This window comes from Bradyrhizobium sp. USDA 4532 (assembly GCF_024171315.1).
Taxonomy (GTDB): Bacteria; Pseudomonadota; Alphaproteobacteria; order Rhizobiales; family Xanthobacteraceae; genus Bradyrhizobium; species Bradyrhizobium australafricanum.
This window is the reverse complement of record NZ_JALJZN010000001.1, coordinates 342,680-358,414: the sequence shown is the minus strand read 5'-3', so window position 1 is coordinate 358,414 and position 15,735 is coordinate 342,680. Positions and strand designations below refer to the sequence as shown.

Here is a 15,735-nt window from a genome sequence, read left to right as displayed (position 1 = left end):
TCCCCCTAATTCATCGGAGCGAGCTGGCGCATGACGCCGAGGAAATAGTCGAGATAGGTGTTCATCATCGCGGCGAGCACGACGCCGAAGATCAGGAACCCGACCATGATCGAGAGCGGCACGCCGACGAAATAGACCTGCATCTGCGGCATCAGCCGCGCCAGCACGCCAAGCCCGATGTTGAAGACCAGGCCGAACACCAGGAACGGCGCGGACAGCTGCAGGCCGATCTTGAAGGCGGCGGAGAAGGCCGAGGTCGCAAGCGCGGCGACATCGCCGGTCGGCATGATCTCGCCCGGCGAGAAGATGCGGTAGCTCTCGCTCAGCGCCGCAATGACGAGATAGTGGCTGTCGGTCGCAAACAGCAGCGTGAGGCCGAGGATGGTGAGGAAGTTGCCGATGATCTGGCCCTGCTGCCCCTGGGTCGGATCGACCGCGGTGACGAAGCCGAGGCCGAGCTGCTGCGCGATCACGGAGCCCGCGACGTTGAGCGCCGACAACGTCACCCGCGCGGTCGCGCCGAGCACGATGCCGATGATGAGCTCATGCACCATCAGGACGCCGAGCGAGGAGATCGACGTCAGGTCGACATGATAGGCGTTGCGATGCAGGGGAAGGATGATCAGCGTCAGCAACAGCGCGATCGACAGCTTGACCCGCGCCGGGATGTTGCTCTCGCCGAAACCGGGCAGCAGCATCACCATCGCGCCCACGCGCGCGAAGACCAGCACGAAGATCGCGGCCAGCGCCGGCAGCAGGGAGACATCGATGCGCATGACCGCGGCATTAGTGCATCAACCGCCGATGATTCGCGATGAAATCCGCATCATGTGGCTGGAGAGCGAGTCCGCCATGAACGGCAGCGCCAGCAGCAATGTGACGAAGATCGCGAGGATCTTCGGCACGAAAATCAGGGTCTGTTCCTGGATCTGCGTCAGCGCCTGGAACAGCGACACCACGACGCCGACCACGAGGCCGACCACCATCAGGGGCGACGACACCACCACGATGGTCCAGATCGCATCGCGCGCCACGTCGAGGGTTTCGGGGCCGGTCATTGTTGAGTTCTCGCTGTCAGTTGTTTGCACTGTCGTTCCGGGGCGATGCAACGCATCGAACCCGGAACCTCGAGATCTTTGATGTGCAATTGCACATCTGAGGCTCGATGCTGCGCATCGCCCCGGGATGACGTCGCAAGCGACGTCAGATCGGCATCTTCATGATGTCTTCATAGGCCTGGATCACGCGGTCGCGCACCGAGACCAGCGTCGATACCGCAACGTCGGTGTCGGCGACCGCCGTCACCACATCCATCACGTTCGCCTTGCCCGAGGTCATCGCCATGGTCTGCGCGTCGGACTTCTTGCCCGCCTCCAGGACGCTGCCGACGGAGTCCTTCAGCAGCGCACTGAAGGATGGGCCGGCGACGGCCTGCCCGGCCTTCTCGGCGCCGCCGCGCTCCATCATCTTGGCGAGGTTGGCGTAGGCGTTGGCGGCGACTGTCGGTGAAGCCATGATTTACGTTCCCTGTTCTTGTTGCGTCAGGACTTGAGGATGTCGAGCGTGCGCTGGATCATCCGCCGCGTCGCGCTGATGATGTTGAGGTTGGCCTCGTAGGAGCGCTGGGCGTCGCGCATGTCGGTCATTTCGACCATCGCATTGACGTTCGGATATTTGACGTTGCCCGAGGCGTCCGCCGCCGGATTGCCCGGCTCGTGCTTGACACGGAACGAAGACTGGTCGGGGCGGATCCGGCCCAGCGCCACGACCTGGGCGTCGAGCGTGCGATCGAGCGTGGAGGAGAAGGTCGGCACCTTGCGGCGGTAGGGATCGCCGCCCGCGGTCTGCGCCGTCGAATCGGCATTGGCGATATTTTCCGAGATCACCCGCATGCGCCCCGCCTGCGCCCGCAGGCCTGAGGTTGCGATGCTCATCGAGCGGGCGAAATCGCTTGTTCCATCTGCCATGGGATCCTCCTGCCGCCGTCAGGCGGGCTAACCCTTGCTCTAGCCCTTGCCGATCGCAGTCTTCAGCAGATGCAGGCTGCGGCTGTAGAGCGAGGTGACGGCCGCATAGTCCATCTGGTTGGCCGACACTTTCAGCATCTGCTCCTCGAGATTGACCGCGTTGCCGGCCGGACGGGTCTGGAACCCGCTCTTGCCGCGATCGTTGTCGAAGCTGTCGGGCGCGCCGGACGCCGCCATGTGGGTAGCGCTGGTCTGCATCATCGGCAGCGTCCCCACGCCGCCGCCAACCGTGGCGCCGGCCCGGTCGAACTTCGGCTCGGCCAGGTCGCGCGGCCGGAAGTTCGGCGTGTCGGAATTGGAAATGTTCTCGGCGAGCACCCGCTGGCGCTCCTGGTGCCACTGCATCTTGGTGCGCAACGCCGACAGGATCGGGAGATCGTTCATGGCCATCGCCGCGGCTCCGTTAACCTCTGGGCTCTTCCGAGGTAGGCAGAATTTGCCCGGTGTATGGTTAACGGGTGGTTAAAATGCCGGACGGATCCGTGGAGAACGCCGCAACTGCGGCCTGCGAGCGCATTTTCGCCACGAATGCTGCGTTAACCAGCACAAACCAAGACAGCGTGGGGCGCTGAGAAGTCGTTTTGGGACAAGCGATTCTTGGTTTATTAATAGAACAGCCGGCTGCAAGCCGCTGGGAATTAAGAAATAAGGCGAATCTCGGGCGCGATTCGCTGCGCAAACCGCACCTATCAATCCGCGCCCGTTGATGGCGAAAGCTGAGGAAGGCCAAGATGGCCGGGGACTCCAATATGCAGGTCATTACATTCGTCTTGGCATTCGTTGTCGTGCTGGCGCTGATCGGCGTGACCGCATGGCTCGTCCGCCGCTTCGCCGGAAACCGCCTCGGGGCCAACGCCAACCGCGGGCGCATGCCGCGCCTGGCGGTGATCGACGCTGCCGCCGTTGACGGGCGGCGCCGCCTGGTGCTGGTCCGCCGCGACAATATCGAGCATCTCCTGATGATCGGCGGCCCCACCGATATCGTCGTCGAGCCGAATATCGTCCGCGCGATGCCCGCGCGCGATCAAATGTCGACCCGCCCCGCTGTCGCAGCCGATGCCGCGCCGCCGCGCGTGGCGCCGCTTCCGGATGCAGCCTGGAACGAGAGCGAAGCCGCCCGCTCCGACAATTTCGACCTTCCCGAGCCGGAGCTGCCGCCGCGTCAGACGCGGCCCTCCTTCGCCGACGAGCTGCGCCGGCCCCCGCCGCCGATCGCCGAGCGTCGCAGCGATCCGCTCGCGGGCTTCACGCCCGAACGCGGCGAGCCGCGGCCCGATCCGATGCCGCCACGCCTGCCGCCGCGCTCCGAGCCGGTCGTCCCGCGTCCGCCGCGTGCCGCCGAGCCGCAGAAGGCACCGCCACCGCTGCGCACAACCGAGCGCGCCGTGACGCCGCCGCCACCGCCTCCCCAGGCACCGCCGCCGGCTGCAACGCAGGCGCCTCCGGCCCCGCCGCCTCCATCGAACGCCGACGCCAATCTCGCCGAGATGGCGCAACGGCTCGAAGCGGCGCTGCGCCGCCCGACCGGCGCCGGCGAGACCGTCGCGCCGCCGGTTGCGCCCGAGGCGCCGCCGGCGCGCCCGCAGCGCAGCGAGCCGCCCGCCCCGCCCGCCGGCGGACAGAAGAGCGGGTTCGAAAATCTCGAGGACGAGATGGCCTCGCTGCTCGGCCGACCGAAGAATCCTTCGTGAGGCCAGGGGCAGTCCCGCGTAGAGTTTTTTTCATCGCTGTCCTGATCGCCGCCGGATCCCTCGCTGATCCGGCGATGGCGCAGGATATCAGCATCAATCTCGGCGGCGGCAATGGCGGCGTGACCGAGCGCGCGATCCAGCTGATTGCGCTGCTGACGGTGCTGTCGATCGCGCCGTCGATCCTGATCATGATGACGTCGTTCACGCGCATCGTGGTCGTGCTCTCGCTGCTGCGCACCGCGCTCGGCACTGCCACCGCGCCGCCGAACTCGGTGATGATCGCGCTTGCGATGTTCCTCACCGCCTTCGTGATGGGGCCGGTGCTGCAGAAATCCTATGACGACGGCATCAAGCCGCTGGTCGCCAACCAGATCGGCGTTGAGGACGCGTTGCAGCGCGCCTCGGTCCCCTTGCGCGGCTTCATGCAGAAGAACGTCCGCGAGAAGGATTTGAAGCTGTTCATGGACCTCTCCGGCGAGCCGCCGCCGGCGACGCCGGAGGAGATGTCGCTGCGCATCCTGGTGCCGGCCTTCATGATCTCCGAGCTGAAACGTGCCTTCGAGATCGGCTTCCTGCTGTTCCTGCCGTTTTTGATCATCGACCTCGTGGTCGCCTCGGTCCTGATGTCGATGGGCATGATGATGCTGCCGCCGGTGGTGGTCTCGCTGCCGTTCAAGCTGATCTTCTTCGTGCTGGTCGACGGCTGGGCTTTGGTCGCCGGCAGCCTGGTGCAGAGTTACGGGGGGTAGCGCCCTGCGAAACATTCATGGCCCGTCAGCTGGATCGGCCACACCGTTGCACTATCATGCGCGGCACCGCATCCAGGGAGCCGCGCCGTGCAGCAGCCATTCGACCGCGCCGCAGAAGATCTCGGCAACGCCATCCATCTCGAACATGTCAACGTGCAGGTGCCGGACCAGCGCCTCGCCACGCTGTTCTACGTCGCCGGCATCGGGCTGACCCGCGATCCCTATCTGATGGTCTCCGACAGCAACATGTGGGTGAATGTCGGCCGCAGCCAGTTTCACCTGCCGAGCGGCCGCCAGCAGGTGCTGCGCGGCCACACCGGCATCGTGATCGCCGGGCGGCAGGCCCTGCTGCAGCGGCTCGCCGCGGTCGCGCCCAAGCTCGAGGGCACCGCGTTCAGCTATCGCGAGCGCAATGATCACGTCGAGGCCATCTGCCCCTGGGGCAACCGGCTACGCTGCTTTGAACCGGACGCCAAACGGTTCGGGCGCATCGCGCTCGGCATGCCCTATGTCGAGTTCGAGGTGCCGCGCGGCACGGCTGAGGCGATCAGCCGGTTCTATCCTGAGATCCTGGGCATCCCCGCCAGCGTCGTAAACGGCGATGGCGTCGTCGCGCGCGCAAAAGTCGGCAAGGATCAGTATCTGCAATTCCGCGAGAGCGACGCGGCGCAGGGCGAATTCGACGGCCATCACATCCAGATCTACATCACGGACTTCTCGGGCCCCTACCAGCGACTGCGCGAACGCAATCTGGTCTCCCGCGAAGACAATCAATACCAGTACCGCTTCTGCGATATCGTCGATCCGGCCGACGGCCGACATCTGTTCACCGTCGAGCACGAGGTGCGCAGCGCCACGCATCCGATGTTTCTGCGGCCGCTGGTCAATCGCAATCCGGCGCAGACCAACCGCACCTTCGCCAACGGCTATGACCAGGCGCCTTGGGCGATGGGGCCGGACCAGTATGACGGATGAGCGCGCGCTCTTCGGCGTCACGTCATGATCCGCAAATTCCAGCAAACGAGACGACATGCTTCCCTCCCAGCGCCATCTGTTCGATGTTCCACGCGAGGTCTGCTACCTGAATTCGGCGTCCTACAGCCCGCTGCCGCTGAAGACGCTCGATGCCGGCCGCACAGCGGTCGGACGCAAAAGCCAGCCCTGGACCATCGATCCCGGCTTCGCCGGCCGCCAGCATGAGCGCGCCCGTAGCGCGGCGGCCCGCCTGATCAATGCCGCACCTGACGATGTCGCGCTGATCCCCGCGATCAGCTACGGCGTCGCGACGGTGGCGAAGGCGCTGAGCATTCCGCGCGGCACCCGCGTCGTCGTGCTGGAGAACGACCATTCCTCGCCGGTCCTCGAATGGCACGCCCGCGCCGAGGCGCAAGGGTTCGTCGTCGACACCGTGCGCCAGCCCGCCGACGGCGACTGGACATCGGCATTGCTTGCAACGATCGAGCGGCCGGGCGCGCCGCCGGTCGGCCTCGCCTCGATCTCCTCGGTGCACTGGTCGGACGGCGGCATGATCGACGTCGACAAGGTGCAGGCCGCGCTTCGGCAGCACGGCGCAATGTTCGTGATCGACGCGACGCAGAGCGCGGGTGTCGTGGCGATGGACGTGACGAGGCTCGACCCCGACGCCGTGATGTTTCCGACCTACAAATGGCTGATCGGCCCCTACGGGCGCGCCTTCCTCTACATTGCAAAACGCCACCAGAACGGCGTGCCGCTGGAGCAGACCTCCAGCGGCCGCCGCAACGTGAACTCCGAGAATCCGGTCTATTTCGGCGATCTCGCCTATGTCGACAACGCCACGCGTTACGACATGGGCGAGCGCGATCATTTCATCACGCTGGAGATGGCCTCGATCGGCATCGAGATGATGGCGGAATGGGGCGCCGCGGCCGTCAGCGCGCGGCTCGCGATGCTGAACGAGCGGATCGCGGACGGCGTGCGTGACTTCGGGCTCAACGTCCCGGCGCGCAGCGTGCGTGCGCCGCACATCCTGAGCCTCGGCATGGCGGGCGGCATCCCGAAAGAACTTATCGCGCGGCTCGCCGCCGAGAACATCCATGTCGCGCTGCGGCTCGGCCGGATGCGGATCTCGCCGCACGTTTTCAACGACGAGGCCGATGTCGATCGCCTCGTCGCGGTCTTGACCAAAGCGCTGCGCGGTTAGCCGGACTTGTGCCGCAGTCCGACGACGCCGAACAGTTCGATCGCCAGCGCGACGACCACTCCGGCCGCGCCGATCACGAACAACAGCGCATAGTCGCCGCCGCTGTGCGCGAACAGATACGACAGGCCATAGGCGCCCGCCGCCTGGAACAGCGCGAAGGTCGTGGTGGCCTGCGCCCAGGCTGAACGCTGGCTCGCCGCGGAATGCGGGATCAGCTCGTGGATGCGGCCGATCACCAGCGGCACGATGCCGGGCGTGAAGCCGCCGACGATCAGGCTCGACACGATCAGCGCGGCAGGCGATGTCGTCACGGCGGGCAGCGCAACCGCAACGGCCTCGATCAGGAACGCCGCGCGGAGCGCCGCGGCGAAGCCGGCGCGATCGGCGAGGTGTCCCGTGAGCAACGGTCCGACCACGGCGCCAATGCCGTACAGCACCCAGTAATGCGATCCCGCCGCGATGCCCTGCCCAAGCCCGCGGGCGACGAAATCGACCAGGAACACCATGTGCGGCACCAGCGCCAGCGCGTTGAGGCCGTATTCCAGGCAGAGCGCGATCACCAGCGGCGAGCGCAGGCCATGCGACGCGACGGGCTGTTCGACCACGCCACGTGCGGCGGGAGCTTCGGCGGGCCACGCCTTCCAGCTGACCAGTGTCAGCACCGCCGACAGGACGCCAAGGCCGTACCAGGCCTGCTTGACGCCCTGTTGCAGCAACAGCGGCACCAGTGTTCCGGACGCGGCGACGCCGAGGCCAACGCCGGCAAAGATCACGCCGCCGATCAGGCCGCGCTTGCTGGGCGCGGTATGCGGCAGGATTGCCGTTGCCGCCAGCACCATGATCACGCCGCCGCTGACGCCGGCGAGAAAGCGAAAACCGAAGAACCAGATGAAGGAGATCGGCACCGCGCAGGCAAAGCAGGTGATGGCGGCCAGCACCATCATGCCGCGCAGCGCCCACACCGAGCCGATGCGCGCGCCGAGATCGCGGGCGAGCAGCGCGCCGGCGAGATAGCCGGCAAGGTTGGCGGCACCGAGATAGACCGCTTCCGCCGGAGTGAACCACTTTGCGGCGATCAATGCCGGGATCAACGGCGTGTAGGCGAAGCGCGCCAGTCCGAGCCCGACCAGCGAGGCGCACAGCCCCGCGGCCGCGGACAGCCATAGCGGCTCGCCGGCATCGAGGCGCGGCTCGGCGTGATGGCGCCGGTGGTGATCGACATTGGCTGACATGGACATCGCAGTAGGCCCTCCGGCCGTTCATGAAAAATGATTAGTTGCGATCGCAGCAATCGCTCACAGCGATCACGGCTCACCTCTCCCGATTGGGAGAAATGCACATTCGGTTTGGGGGAAGCCTTCAGCGGGAAGATTTGGACGCCGCAGCTGCAGCGAGCTTCTTGCGATAGTCCAGCGCGGGCAGCCCGCCCCAGCCCCAATTATCGGTATCGACTTCTTCGATGATGACGAAGGTCGACTCCATCGGCTTGCCAAGCACGTCGCGCAGCAGCTCGCTGGCGCCCTTGATCAATGCAGCCTTCTGCTCCGGCGTGGTGGACGACGCCCCCGGCGCCGTCCCCTCACGCGTGACCTGGATGGTGACGATAGGCATGGCACTCTCCGGATCGTGCTCGTTAATGACCGGCGCTCTGGCCGCCGTCGACATGCAGGATCTCGCCGGTGACGAAGCCCGCGCCTTCCAGGAACAGCACGGCGTCGACGATATCCTTGGCTTCACCCATGCGTCCTACCGGATGCTGCTTGGCGAGGAAGTCGTGCGTCGCCGGCGCGTGCATCGGTGTCCTGATCACACCGGGAGAGACCGCGTTCACGCGGATGCCCTTGGCGGCATATTCGATGGCGAGCGACTTGGTCGCGGCGTTCAGGCCGCCCTTGGTCAGCGAGGCCAGCACCGAGGGCACGTTGCTATTGGCGTGATCGACGAGGCTGGTCGTGATCTGCACGATATGTCCGGAGCCCTGCTTCTCCATCTCCCTGGCGGCGCGCCGGGTGATGTAGAAGAAGCCGTTGAGATTGGTCGCGAGCACCTGCGCGTAGTCCTGGTCGGTGTAGTCGGTGAACGGCTTGGCAAGGAAGATGCCGGCATTGTTAACCAGCGTGTCGATGCGGCCGAAGCGCCCGAGCGCCTGCTTGACGATGCGGTCGGCAACTTCGGGATCGCCGATGTCGCCTGTGACGGTCAGAACGTCGCTGTCGGTCGACGGCTTGATGCTGCGGGAATTGGCGACGACGCGCCAGTTGCGGTCGCGATAGCCCTTGACGATGGCCTCGCCGAGGCCCTGCGACGCACCGGTGACGATGGCAACCTTCTGCTCTGCACCCATGTTCTCTCTCCATCTGCTGCTGAAGCGACCCAGCGCCGCTTCGATGGAGAGGAAGCTAGATACATCCGCTTTCCGCGCGAATGCCCGCTATTCGGCAGACACTCTTCCGCGGCGCGAACGAATGGCGCCAGCCCTGCTGGCCTCGCGCGACAGCCGCTCGAAATAGCCTTTCAGCCGCGGCGTCGCGAAATCGACGAAGGCGCGCACCTTGGGCACGTCGAAGCGACCCTGCGGCGCCAAAAGATGCACCGGCAGCGGCGGATGCTCGTCGCCGGCGAGCAGGATCTGCAACCGCCCGTCACGGATTTCCTCGGCGATGTGATACGAGAACAGCCGGGTGACGCCGTGTCCTTCGCTGGCGGAGGCCACCGCCGCGCGCACGGTGTTGACGACCAGCCGCGGCATGAACTGGACCGCGCGCGCGATCTTCGACTTCGCGGCCGGCGGGAAGCTCCAGGAGTCGAGCCCGAAATGCGTCATGGCGATGATCTGGTGCTTCGCCAGATCAGCCGGCTCGGCGATCAGCGGATGCTGCGCGAGATAGCCGGGCGATGCCGCGACCACGCGGCGTACCTCGCCGAGCTTGATCGCGATGAAACTGGAATCGGCGAGATGGGCGATGCGCAGCGCGACGTCGATCCCCTCGTCGATCAGATTGACGGTGCGGTCGAGCATCACGAGCCGCACCGACACCGCCGGGTAGTCCGTCATGAAGGCATCGAGCACCGGCCGCAGCACGTCCTCGCCGACCACGACGGGCGCGGTGACGGTCAGCGTGCCGCGCGGCACTGACCGCTCGCCGCCCGCCGAGATATCGGCTTCCTCGAGCTCGCCGAGGATACGACGGCATGCGGCCGCATAGCGCTGGCCGGCATCGCTCAGCTTCAGCGAGCGCGTCGTGCGATGTAGCAGCTCGGCGCCGACATGATGCTCAAGGAAAGCGATCGCCCGGCTGACCGCCGCCGGCGAGCGCCGCAGTTTCCGCCCGGCACCGGCGAGGCTGCCCTCGTCGACCGCCGCAACGAAGACCTTCATGGCGTCGATGCGGTCCATCGATCCCCCCGCTTCGCGGTCGCCGTTACTCCTTCACGTCATACTGCTTGCTGAGATGGTCGCCGATCTGCACCAGCATCGCGACGCATTCGGGATAGCCGGGCCTCGCCACCGTGGCGTCATCGGCGCTGGCGCGAAACTCCCAGCTGTCGCCGTCGCGCAGCACGGAGATGTCGATGCCGTCGGGGCAGTCGGCATGGGCCTTCAGCTCTGCCCGCGCCATCGCGATCAGTTCGGCTTCGGTCTTGATCGGCTTGCTCATGTAACGACGTCCTCCCGGCGCTGCGCAACGGACGCCATGGTTGCCGATTTGACGGCAGGATGTCGAGAGCACGCGTGCGATCACAACCAGTTGCAATTGACAAAATGCTCGTCCCCGGCGAACATTTGGCAGGGTCGATACCACCCGCCGCTTGCACCCCACCCGGGGACGGTGAAGGTATCAAGCCATGTTTCAGGCTTCCTTTGCCCGCACGAACGGGTCAGCAACGCAAGCCCCTGACGCTCTCCGTTCGTCGATGCAAAGGTTGATCCCATGCGCGACTTTCGTGATGCCAAGGCCATGGCGCAGACGCTGCGCGAAGCGCTCGGCGCCAAATCGATCCCCCTCACCCACAGCGACAGCCTGGAGCTGATCGCCAAACTGTTCGGCCAGCGCGACTGGAACACGCTGGCGGCACGGATACAGGCCGCCGGCGGATCCGCCGATGTGCCGGCTTCCGCTCCGCGATCGCCGCCGGACGTCGTGCGGCAAGAGATCGCAGTCGCTGCCGCGGTGCTCGACCGCTATGCCGGCTTCTACCAGCTCAGCGAGCAGGCCGTCCTCAGTGTGATGCGCGAGGATCACCACTTGGCTGTACAGCTCACCGGGCAGCGGGCCGTACCGTTCTTTGCGGAGAGCCAGACCGGGTTTTTCGCCAGGGAGGTCGACGCGCAGATCAGCTTTGTCATCGCGGCTGACGGTCAGGCGACGTCACTGATCCTGCATCAAAATGGCGACAAGCCGATGCCGCGCATTGACGCTGCAAGCGCGAAACAGATTGCGGATCGCACCGCAGAGCGTGTGAAGAAACAGTCGCCGGCTCCAGGAACCGAGGCCGCGCTCCGCCGCCTGATCGAGGGGGTCGCATCGGGACAGTCCGACTATGCGGACATGGCCCCCGCGCTCGCCGCGGCGACCCGCGAGCAATTGCCACACCTGCAGCCTTTCCTCGCCGACCTCGGCGCGATCGAAGCCACCCGCTTCCTCGGCGTCGGCGCGCAGGGCGAGGATGTCTACAGTGTGCGGCACGCCAACGGCGCCTCGCATTGGCGGATCGCGCTCGACGCCACCGGGATCATTTCGACCGCGTGGGTGTCTGCCGGGCCGTGAGACCCAGCGCGGCTACGGCGCCGCGCTGGCGCGGCGCTCGCCCTTGATCGCCGGCAGCGCGCTCACCGGCGCGACCTTCGGCTTGTCAGTCACCGATCCGGTCGCGACCGGATCGGGCAATGGCGCGCGGGCGGTGGCGTCGGGGAAGCGGGTCTTCATCTCGCGGATGAAGCCGTCGAGCGTGTCGACGCTGGCGGCCATTCGCGCGATCTGGGCGAATTCGGCGCTGGACGTCGCCACCGGCTTGCTGGCCGAGTCGAAGGCGAGCTTGTCGGCATCGCCGGACATCAGCGGCGCGTATTTCTCGCGGAACCGGGACAGCCCGATGGCGTCCTCGGCAAGCGCGTAGCCGACCACGGCGCGGATGATATCGGCCTTCTCGCCCGGATTGAGCGGGGTGAAGTCGCGCCAGCGGTCGCCATAATAGAGCTCGATCTGCTCGGACGCCTCGCGCCAGTGCCGCGACGCCCAATAGATGTCGGAGCGCAGCCGGATTGCCTCACGGCCGGTGATGTTCGAGATGATGTCGAGCGCGAGATCGTGCCGGCCAACGTCGCTCTGCGCGCGCGCCTCGAGCAGCAGCCGCTGCTGGCGCAGCTCGCCGGAGAGATCCGCGATCCGCGTCGAGCGCAGCGCGGCAATGGCGCGGTCGGGCTTGCGGTTCATCAGATAGACCATCGCAAGGCGCGCCGCGACCTGGGCGCGGGCCGCGCCTTCAAGCCGCTTGTCGACCTGGTATTGCAGGAGGTCGGCGGCCTGGTCGAGCAGATCGACGCCGACCAGGCGGTCGGCGAGACGGCGGATCATCTCGTCGCCGCGGCGGCCGATCGGCGTCAGTTCGCGATATTCGTAGAAGGTGCCGAGCGCATCGATCGGCGACATCTCGTCGCCCCTGGGGCCGAGGTAGAGCTGCACGAACAAGGCCGAGGCGCCATCCTGCGCCTGGCGCGATTCCGGCGCATTCGGCTGCAGCCGGGTCGCCGCACGCGTCACCGCGAAGGCGTCGGCATAGCGCGTCGTCTCGGCGTAGATCTTCGACAGCACATACAGCGTCTTCAGCTCGATATTGTCGCCGCGCCACAGCATCGACAGCAACTCGAGCTCCTTCAGCACATCGTCGCGGCCGATCTCGCCGCGCTTCTGCTTGAGCAGCGTCTCCAGCAACCTGCCTTCGGCGGCAGCCTGGCGATCGGCCGAATTGGCGGCGAAGCGATAGGCGTCGAGCGCATCCTTCTCCTGGCCGAGCGCCTCGGCCAGCCGGCCGCGCAGCACCGCAACCGCGGGCTTCAGTTCGCCGGGAACGCCGACTACGTCGAGATCGCTCTTGCGCCGCGCGGCGCCGGCATAGTCCTTGACCTCGAGCGAGGCCTTCATCGAGTCCATGGTGACGATGCGCTGCAAATCGGGCGGCAGCGTCGCCACCGCGAATTCGGCGTTCTTGAACTTCTCGCGCGCCTCGGCCCATTTGCCCTCGCGGGCGAAGGCGAGCCCCTTCCACAATTGGGAATCGTAGCCGTTGCCGATCACGGGATTGGCGAGATCCTTGAGGCCCTGCGCCGGGTGGCCGATCAGGATGCTGGCGACCGCGTGCACCATCACCACCGACGCCGTCTCGCTGCCGCGCTTGCTCTCGGACAGGATCAGATTGGCGACACCATGGGCTTCCTGGTACATGCCGCGCGCCATGTAGAAGTCGGCGAGATCGAGCCGCGCCTGCGGCAGCTGCTCGGCATTGGCCGACGCGGTCGCCGCAATCAGGCCGTCGAGCTGCTTGAGGAACGTGTCTGACTGGTTCTTGCGCCACTCGTCCGGATCGAACAACGGCTTCACCGCCGCGGTCGCGCGCTCGGCGGCGACGTCGGCCGATGACAGCGTCAGGCCGCCGGGCCGGCCCAGCATCACCTTGTCGGCGCCGACCTCGGCCTTGACGTCGTCCGCGTTCGGATGAACCACGACGCCGTGGATCGATTCCAGCAGCGAGAGCTCGACGAAATCCTGCCGCTTGATGATGCCGCGGGTCGGCGGCGGCGCGGTCACCACCCAAAGCGTATCGCCGGCATCGGGATCGACCAGTCTGTGCAGCTGGCCGGGATTGGCGAGCGGTACGCTGACATTGGCGAGCGAGGGCTCCGAGATGTTGCGCACCACAGTGAGCGGCAATGGCGGTTTCTGCACGCGGTCGGCAAAGGTCAGCGTCCAGCTCACGCCGCGCGAGCGGTCGTCGCTTTCGAGCGACGGCATCTGCGGCCGGTTGAGGCGGAAGCGCACCGCCTGGCCTTTCTCCAGCGCGATCCGGCTGACATCTGATATCAGCGAGCCGGCCTTGGCGCGGACCGGATCGACGTCGATTGCCTCAGCCGTGTCGAACACCATCCAAACCGTGTCGGCGCGGCGGAACAGCGCCGCCGGCGTCGCGCCGGGGAATGAGAACGTCACGCGCAAGCCGTCGCTGTCGCGCTGGGCCTCGACCGCGGGCTTGCCGCCGGCACGGGCCTCCGCAGCGGGCGGCGATGGCGCCGCAGCCGCCTCCGGCGCTTCCATCGCCGGCGCGGCGGCGACAGCAGGCACCGGTCGTGGTGCGTCGGTCACGGGCGCCGTGTTCTGTTCCGCCGCAGAGCCGGCACCACCGTCGTGCGGCGGGGTCGGCGCAGCAGCGTTCTCGGCGTTGGCCGCAGGTGCCGCCGCGATTTTCGGCAGCTCGGGATCGGACGGTTCCGATCGGGGCTGCTCCGTTTTGGCGGGCGCGGCCGCCGGTTGCTCGCTCGTGGCTTGCTCCGGCTTGAGCGGCTCGGAGCGCGGCGGTTCGGACTTGGCAGACTCGGACTTGGCAGGCTCGGACTTCGCCGTCTCGGATTTGGACTGTTCAGGCTTGATCTCGATCTTGGCCTGCTGGGCGATGCTTTCCGACGTCACCGGCGCGATCGCCGCGGCGCCTTTTGGTTTGGCGCGCGGCGTCGGCAACAATGAGCTCAGCGAGGGCTTTGCCGCCTGCTGCTCGTTCTGCTGGAAGGCGACGTCGACGATGTAGTTCTTCTCGTCGCGGAACGAATGCACGTCGACATCGCCCATCAGCGACACGTCGACTGCCGACGTGTCCGTGTCGGCGCGCGCGCTGATCGACGCGACATTCGGTGGGGCGGCGACCTTGGCATCGGCAAGGTCGAAGGTCAGGACCGAGTTGAAGGACAGTGTCAACTTCTGCTCGTTCAGCACCGAGGAGACACTGACCCCGTCGGGCACCTCGAACACGAAACGGACGAAGGTGGGTTGCACCAGCGCGCGAACCCGCACCGGCGGCTTCTTCTTGGCGGCGTCGGCGGCACGCTGCATGCGCAGCAGGCGCTCGGCGGCGCGGGCGCGCTCGGCAAGCTCGCGGATCACCTCCTGCGGCAGCGACGGCGGCGGGCCGGTCCAGCTGTCGGGCAGGAAGTCGATGAAGATGCGCTCGCCGGCGGTCATGGTGTTGATGGAGACGCGGCGCGCCAGCGACAGACGGATCGCCGAGCCGTCGGGATCGCGGCGCGCGGCGCCGACATAATCGGGCACCGCATCCTGCAGTTTCTCGACGGGGATATCGACCGGACGTTTGAAGCGGATCACGATGATCGAGCCGGCGGTCGTGACCTCCGATTCGACATCCTCCTTCAGCTTCAGCACCAGCCGGGCATAGCCGTTCGCGGCAGAGAATGTCGCCTCACCTGGCACCGCGTCTTCGGCCCGCGCCGCAGTCGGATAGGTAAGGGTTGTAAGCGCAAGGGCGGTGGCAAGCAGGCATAGGCGCGCGGTCCGCGCCCAGGCGCGGCCTAGCGACCATGTTCCAGCGGCAGCCGTTCGCGCCATCTCGAAACGTTTTCTCGGGACCCCAGCCATACCAAGCGCGAAGCGCCCTCGCCCACGCTTCCCGATCTTGGATCGGGCGGCGTTAAGGAGCTGTTAACGTCAACGGATTGTTTCGGACCGGCCCCTGCCACGGAATGACTGTGTACTATAGTTGACAACTCGACCGCGTTGTGTATGATAATACACATGATCCAGGTCGTTCAGACCGACGCTTTTGCGCACTGGCTCAACTCGCTAGCCGACATAAAAGCGGTCGCCCGGATCGGCGCACGCATCCGGCGTCTCGAACTCGGAAATCCAGGCGATGTGAAATCGGTGGGCGAAGGCGTGAGCGAGATGCGGATCGATTACGGCCCCGGCTACCGGGTATATTTCACGCGTCGAGGCAAAACCATCGTGCTCCTGCTCTGCGGTGGCGACAAGCGAACCCAAAGCAAGGACGTCAAGGCGGCCCAGAAGATGGTGAAGGAGATTTGA

General features: G+C 66.4%; 17 protein-coding genes. 6 read left to right on the top strand and 11 right to left on the bottom strand.

The window, feature by feature from the left end; all coding sequences use genetic code 11:
• Positions 1–5 precede the first annotated feature (5 nt).
• The 5 genes from fliR to flgB all read right to left on the bottom strand — a co-directional run bounded on the left by fliR (position 6) and on the right by flgB (position 2,417).
• Positions 6–776, bottom strand: a complete 771-nt coding sequence (gene fliR, locus J2R76_RS01590) for a flagellar biosynthetic protein FliR (protein ID WP_016844767.1) — start codon at positions 774–776, stop codon at positions 6–8.
• Between the two features lie 18 nt (positions 777–794).
• Positions 795–1,058, bottom strand: coding sequence for a flagellar biosynthesis protein FliQ (gene fliQ / locus J2R76_RS01585; RefSeq protein WP_016844766.1), 264 nt, complete (start codon positions 1,056–1,058; stop codon positions 795–797).
• A gap of 145 nt (positions 1,059–1,203) precedes the next feature.
• On the bottom strand, positions 1,204–1,515 hold the full coding sequence (gene fliE / locus J2R76_RS01580; protein ID WP_057018333.1) for a flagellar hook-basal body complex protein FliE: 312 nt from the start codon (positions 1,513–1,515) through the stop codon (positions 1,204–1,206).
• Positions 1,516–1,541: 26 nt separating this feature from the next.
• Complete coding sequence (gene flgC / locus J2R76_RS01575; protein WP_018272466.1) at positions 1,542–1,967, bottom strand: flagellar basal body rod protein FlgC; 426 nt, start codon at positions 1,965–1,967, stop codon at positions 1,542–1,544.
• Between the two features lie 39 nt (positions 1,968–2,006).
• Positions 2,007–2,417 carry a flagellar basal body rod protein FlgB gene (flgB, locus tag J2R76_RS01570; RefSeq protein ID WP_076825629.1) on the bottom strand — a complete coding sequence of 137 codons (411 nt, stop codon included), beginning with the start codon at positions 2,415–2,417 and terminating at the stop codon, positions 2,007–2,009.
• Positions 2,418–2,776: 359 nt separating this feature from the next.
• Here flgB and J2R76_RS01565 point away from each other — a divergent pair, with 359 nt between their 5' ends.
• The 4 genes from J2R76_RS01565 to J2R76_RS01550 all read left to right on the top strand — a co-directional run bounded on the left by J2R76_RS01565 (position 2,777) and on the right by J2R76_RS01550 (position 6,649).
• Positions 2,777–3,718 carry a flagellar biosynthetic protein FliO gene (locus J2R76_RS01565; RefSeq protein WP_253623696.1) on the top strand — a complete coding sequence of 314 codons (942 nt, stop codon included), beginning with the start codon at positions 2,777–2,779 and terminating at the stop codon, positions 3,716–3,718.
• Positions 3,715–4,467 (top strand): flagellar type III secretion system pore protein FliP, encoded by a 753-nt coding sequence (fliP, locus tag J2R76_RS01560; RefSeq protein WP_063709685.1) that lies wholly within the window; start codon positions 3,715–3,717, stop codon positions 4,465–4,467. The genes J2R76_RS01565 and fliP overlap by 4 nt, the downstream gene beginning before the upstream one ends.
• A gap of 87 nt (positions 4,468–4,554) precedes the next feature.
• Positions 4,555–5,442 carry a hypothetical protein gene (locus J2R76_RS01555; RefSeq protein WP_057018330.1) on the top strand — a complete coding sequence of 296 codons (888 nt, stop codon included), beginning with the start codon at positions 4,555–4,557 and terminating at the stop codon, positions 5,440–5,442.
• Positions 5,443–5,497: 55 nt separating this feature from the next.
• Positions 5,498–6,649: an aminotransferase class V-fold PLP-dependent enzyme gene (locus J2R76_RS01550; RefSeq protein ID WP_253623695.1), complete on the top strand. Its 1,152-nt coding sequence runs from the start codon at positions 5,498–5,500 to the stop codon at positions 6,647–6,649.
• On the opposite strand, the gene J2R76_RS01545 is transcribed toward J2R76_RS01550, so the two are convergent.
• The 5 genes from J2R76_RS01545 to J2R76_RS01525 form a co-directional block, all read right to left on the bottom strand.
• Positions 6,646–7,887: a YbfB/YjiJ family MFS transporter gene (locus tag J2R76_RS01545; RefSeq protein ID WP_253623694.1), complete on the bottom strand. Its 1,242-nt coding sequence runs from the start codon at positions 7,885–7,887 to the stop codon at positions 6,646–6,648. The genes J2R76_RS01550 and J2R76_RS01545 overlap by 4 nt on opposite strands.
• A 121-nt stretch (positions 7,888–8,008) precedes the next feature.
• Positions 8,009–8,260, bottom strand: coding sequence for a 4-oxalocrotonate tautomerase family protein (locus tag J2R76_RS01540; protein WP_038385470.1), 252 nt, complete (start codon positions 8,258–8,260; stop codon positions 8,009–8,011).
• Positions 8,261–8,282: 22 nt separating this feature from the next.
• Complete coding sequence (locus tag J2R76_RS01535) at positions 8,283–8,993, bottom strand: SDR family NAD(P)-dependent oxidoreductase (protein WP_168854981.1); 711 nt, start codon at positions 8,991–8,993, stop codon at positions 8,283–8,285.
• An 87-nt stretch (positions 8,994–9,080) separates the two neighbouring features.
• Positions 9,081–10,046 (bottom strand): LysR family transcriptional regulator, encoded by a 966-nt coding sequence (locus J2R76_RS01530; RefSeq protein WP_057018326.1) that lies wholly within the window; start codon positions 10,044–10,046, stop codon positions 9,081–9,083.
• A 25-nt stretch (positions 10,047–10,071) separates the two neighbouring features.
• Complete coding sequence (locus J2R76_RS01525) at positions 10,072–10,308, bottom strand: hypothetical protein (RefSeq protein ID WP_057018325.1); 237 nt, start codon at positions 10,306–10,308, stop codon at positions 10,072–10,074.
• A 300-nt stretch (positions 10,309–10,608) separates the two neighbouring features.
• On the opposite strand from J2R76_RS01525, the gene J2R76_RS01520 reads away from it, so the two are divergent.
• Positions 10,609–11,418, top strand: coding sequence for a glyoxalase superfamily protein (locus J2R76_RS01520; RefSeq protein ID WP_375166475.1), 810 nt, complete (start codon positions 10,609–10,611; stop codon positions 11,416–11,418).
• A 12-nt stretch (positions 11,419–11,430) separates the two neighbouring features.
• Here J2R76_RS01520 and J2R76_RS01515 read toward each other — a convergent pair whose 3' ends face one another.
• Complete coding sequence (locus J2R76_RS01515) at positions 11,431–15,258, bottom strand: tetratricopeptide repeat protein (RefSeq protein WP_253623692.1); 3,828 nt, start codon at positions 15,256–15,258, stop codon at positions 11,431–11,433.
• Between the two features lie 186 nt (positions 15,259–15,444).
• On the opposite strand from J2R76_RS01515, the gene J2R76_RS01510 reads away from it, so the two are divergent.
• Positions 15,445–15,735, top strand: coding sequence for a type II toxin-antitoxin system RelE/ParE family toxin (locus J2R76_RS01510; RefSeq protein ID WP_253589865.1), 291 nt, complete (start codon positions 15,445–15,447; stop codon positions 15,733–15,735).